The sequence below is a fragment of the Sphaerotilus sp. genome (assembly GCF_041083715.1).
Lineage (GTDB): Bacteria > Pseudomonadota > Gammaproteobacteria > Burkholderiales > Burkholderiaceae_C > Sphaerotilus.
This window is the reverse complement of sequence record NZ_JBFPGY010000036.1, coordinates 1-4,122: the sequence shown is the minus strand read 5'-3', so window position 1 is coordinate 4,122 and position 4,122 is coordinate 1. Positions and strand designations below refer to the sequence as shown.

Sequence of the window (4,122 nt, the reverse complement as noted above, 5' to 3'; positions counted from 1 at the left end):
CGGCGCTGGCCCTGCCGCACCTGCCGTTCCCGTTTGTCTACCTGGGTCTGCCGATGCTGGCGGCCGCCGTGCGCCTGCGTTATCTGGACGTCGTGCTGCAGGTCTGGCTGGTCTCTCTGGCTGCCGAAGCCACCATCGCAGGGGGTGGTCTGGCACTGCCCCAAGTCCATGGCGACTGGCAGACCTTGCTGCTGCACCTGCCCCTGCTGGCCGCGCTGCTGCCGCCACTGCTGCTGGCCGCCGCGATGGAGTCGGCGCGCGGCCGCCAGCGCGCGCTGGAGCGTGAACGCGAGCGCCTGCGCCAGCTCTACGAGCACACGCCCGCGATGCTGCATTCGATCGACGCGGAGGGCCGCATCGTGGCCGTCAGCCAACGCTGGCTGGAGCATCTGGGCTACCCGGTGGACGAGGTGCTGGGGCACCGAGCCACCGAGTTCCTGGACGGCCCGTCGCGCCAGCGGATGCGGACGCAGGTCTGGCCGGTCCTGCTGCGCACCGGCGAGGTTCGCGACATCGAGCTGCGCATGGTGTGCCGGGATGGCCAGCTCGTCGATGTGCTGCTGTCCTCGACCTGCGAGTGCGATGCACGCGGGCGCATGGGCAGCGCGCTGGCCATCGTCGAGGACGTCACCCGCAAGCGGCTGGCCGAGCAGCTGGCGGCGCAGTTCCTGCGGATGTCGGTGATGCTGGCCAGCATCGGCGACGCGGTGATCGGCACCGACGAGCGTGGCTGCATCGTCAGTTTCAACCCTGCGGCCATGGCGATGACGGGCTGGACCGCCGAACAGGCCGTGGGCCAGTTCTACGGCATGGTCGTGCACCGGTGTGATCTGGACAGTGGCGAGCCGCTGGTCGACCCGGTGCTGGCCTGTCTCCACGAAGGAGACTGCGCCGGTGGCCAGTCCTCGCGGCTGCTGCACCGGGACGGCAGCAGCCGGGTCATCCGCGAGACGATCACGCCGATGCGGGAGCCGGACAGCGGCGCGCTGATCGGCGCCGTCGCAACCTTCCAGGACACGACCACCGCGCACGACCTGGCCCGCACGCTGGCACGCCAGGTCCAGCATGACGCATTGACCGGCCTGCCTAACCGCCTGCTGCTCCAGGACCGCCTGCAGCAGGCGCTGCAGCTGGCTCGGCGCAGCGGGGGCTGTCTGGCGCTGATGTTCCTGGACCTCGACCACTTCAAGCAGATCAACGACCGGCAGGGCCACGGCGTGGGGGACGAGCTGCTGCAACAGGTGGCCCTCAGCGTGCTGGGCGCCGTGCGGACCAGCGACACGGTCTGCCGGCTCGGCGGCGACGAGTTCGTGGTGCTGCTGCCGCAGATCGGCGCGGCCGAAGATGCGGCCGAGGTGGCGCGCCACATCCTGGCGGCGGTGGCGGCGCAGCCGTACCGGATCGGCGCGGCGAGCCTGCACGTGTCCTTCAGCATCGGCATCGCCGTCTTCCCCGGCGACGGCGAGGACGAGGCCACGCTGATGCGCCGTGCCGATACCGCCATGTACCAGGCCAAGCGCGAGGGCCGCAACGGTCTGCGCTTCCACCATGCACTGGACACCGATCTTGGCGCGCCCTGAGTCGCTGCCAGCGGGACGCCGTCGGTGGCTGCGGCAAGGCGCAGTCCTGCTGGCCGCCGGCGGGCTGGCGGACCTGCACGCGCAGGCGCCGGTGGCCATGGTGCGCGTGCCGGCGCTGTCGCCGCAGGTGCGGATGCTGCGCAACGGACTGCAGGTGGTGCTGTTGCCGGACGAGCCGATCGCCGGGCGCGCCGGTTCGGGCACGGCCGCGCTCCAGGTCTGGTACCGGGTCGGTGGCAAGGACGACCCGCCGGGCCGCTCGGGCTTCGCGCACCTGTTCGAGCACATGATGTTCAAGCGCACCCGCCACCTCGCCGACGAGGCCTTCGACCGGCTGACCGAGGACGTGGGTGGCCAGAACAACGCCTTCACCACCGAGGATGCGACCGTCTATCTCAACACCGTGCCGGCCAACCACGTCGAGCGCCTGCTCTGGGCCGAGGCCGAGCGCATGGCACAACTGCTCGTCACCGAGCCGCAGTTCCTCAGCGAGCGCGCGGTGGTGGCGTCGGAGTTCCGCCAGCGGGTGCTGGTCGATCCCTACGGCCGGCTTTTCAACGCCATGGCACCGGCCCTGTGGCGGGTCCATCCGTACCGGAACCCGGTGATCGGCCGGGTCGAGGACCTCAACGCGGCCACCCTCGACGATGTGCAGCGCTTCCATGCCACCTATTACCGGCCCGACAACGCCACGCTGATCGTGGCGGGTGACATTGATCCGTCCCGGGTCCACGCCTGGGTGGACCGGTATTTCGGTGCACTGGCGTCGCCGGACACGCCCGTGCCGCGGGTGTCGCTGCGGGAGCCGCGCCGCGACCGCGGGCAGGTGGTCACGCTGCCGGCACCGCAGGTGCCTGCGCCGGCGCTGGCGTTGCTGTGGCTGGCACCGGAGGCCGCCCACCCGGACGCCGCACCGCTGCGCGTGGCGGGCGCGTTGCTGGGGCAGGGGGAGTCCTCCCGCCTGTCGGTCGGGCTGGTCGAGCAGGATCGGCTGGCGCAGAGCGCGGGCTTCGGCGTCGATCTGCACGCGGACGCCGGCATGCTCAGCGCCTGGGCGATCGCCTCGGGTCCTTCGGTGGTCGGCAGCGACGCGCGCCACGATCCCAGGCTGCCGCAGCTGGAGGCCGCGCTGATGCGGACCGTGCACCGACTGGCCCACGGCCGCATCCCGATCGGCGAACTGGACAAGGTGCGCACGCAGTTGCTGACCGAAGCGCTGGTGGCGCGACAGACCGCCGAGGGCCGTGCGCTGGCGGTCGGCTGGTCCATCGTGCGGCGGCAGGATGCGGGCGCCGCCGACGTGGAACTGGCGCAACTGCAGGCGATCCGCGCCGAGGATGTGCAGCGCGTGCTGCGCACGCATGTGCTGGCGGCGCCCGCGGTGGCGCTGCGCTATGTGCAGGGGCCGCCTGCGGCCGTGTCCGGAGGGCTGGCATGAAGCGGCGCACCTTTGGTGGCTGGCTGGTGCAGGGTGGCGCGGTGGCCGTGGGTTCGGTGACGGGCGGATGCACCGCACCGGTGGTGCGACCCGTTCCGGTCGTCGCGGCCGGGCAGCCGGCCACACGGGTCGTCGACCGCTCGGCCTCCCCGCCGCCATGGCCCGAACCTGGTCCGGCCGTGTCGCTGCAGGTCCCGGTGCGCTCCGAAGAAGTGCGGGGCGACAACGGCCTGACGCTGATCGTCTCGCCGCGGCAAGGGCTGCCGCTGACCAGCGTGGCATTGCTGGTGCGTTGCGGGCCCGCATTCGATCCACCCGGCCGCCGTGGCTGTGCCGAGCTGCTGGCGCAGCTGTTGACCAAGGGCGCGTTGCGCCGCGGTCGCGCGGTCGATGGCGTGACGCTGTCCCGGCAAGCCGAGGCGCTGGGCGGGACCGTGTCCGTGCGCGTCGAGGAGCGGCTGATCGCGCTGGAGATGACCGTGCTCACGCCGAGGGTCCCGGCGGCGCTGGCGCTGCTGGCCGATCTGCTGCGCCGGCCGCTGCTGGCCGCGGCGGACCTGCAGAGCGTGCGGGCGCAGATGCGCGACGCGCTGGCCCTGCGGCGGCAGGACCCGGCGGTGCTGGCGGCACTGGTCGCGCACCGCACGGCCTGGGGGCGCGATGCCCAGGGCGAGGTCACCACGACAGACAGCGTGATGGCGGTCCGGCGCGAGGACGTTGTGGCGCTGCACCGCCACTGGGTGCGGCCGGACCGGGTGGCGGTGGTGCTGGCAGGGGACATCGATCTGGCCGGCGCGCGGGTGGTGGTCGGGCCGGTGCTGGACGATTGGCACCGGACCACGGAGCCACCGCCAGCCGAACCCCGCGAGGTGCCCGCGGAGGCACCGGCGCCGGTGCTGGCACCGACCCTGTTGATCCATCTGCCTGCGGCCACCCAGAGCAGCGTGCTGCTGTGCGCGCCCTTCGTTGGCACCGATGCGCCCGACCATGCTGCCGGCACCCTGGCGGTCGCCGTGATGGGCGCCGGCCACTCGGCCCGGCTCAACCAGGAGGTGCGCATCCGGCGCGGCCTGTCCTACGGGGTGAGCGGGCGGGTCGAGCAGC

Annotated in this window: 3 protein-coding genes; all 3 read left to right on the top strand. The window is 72.7% G+C overall.

Going from position 1 to position 4,122, the window contains the following annotated elements; all coding sequences use genetic code 11:
• A partial coding sequence (locus AB3X43_RS01805; RefSeq protein WP_369428182.1) for a diguanylate cyclase domain-containing protein occupies window positions 1-1,580 on the top strand: 1,580 nt, incomplete at its 5' end.
• Entirely contained in the window at window positions 1,567-3,018 is a 1,452-nt protein-coding gene (locus tag AB3X43_RS01800) for a M16 family metallopeptidase (RefSeq protein ID WP_369428181.1), read from the top strand. The genes AB3X43_RS01805 and AB3X43_RS01800, both read left to right, overlap by 14 nt.
• Window positions 3,015-4,122, top strand: a 1,108-nt coding sequence (locus AB3X43_RS01795) for a M16 family metallopeptidase (protein ID WP_369428180.1), incomplete at its 3' end; no start/stop codon positions are given. The genes AB3X43_RS01800 and AB3X43_RS01795, both read left to right, overlap by 4 nt.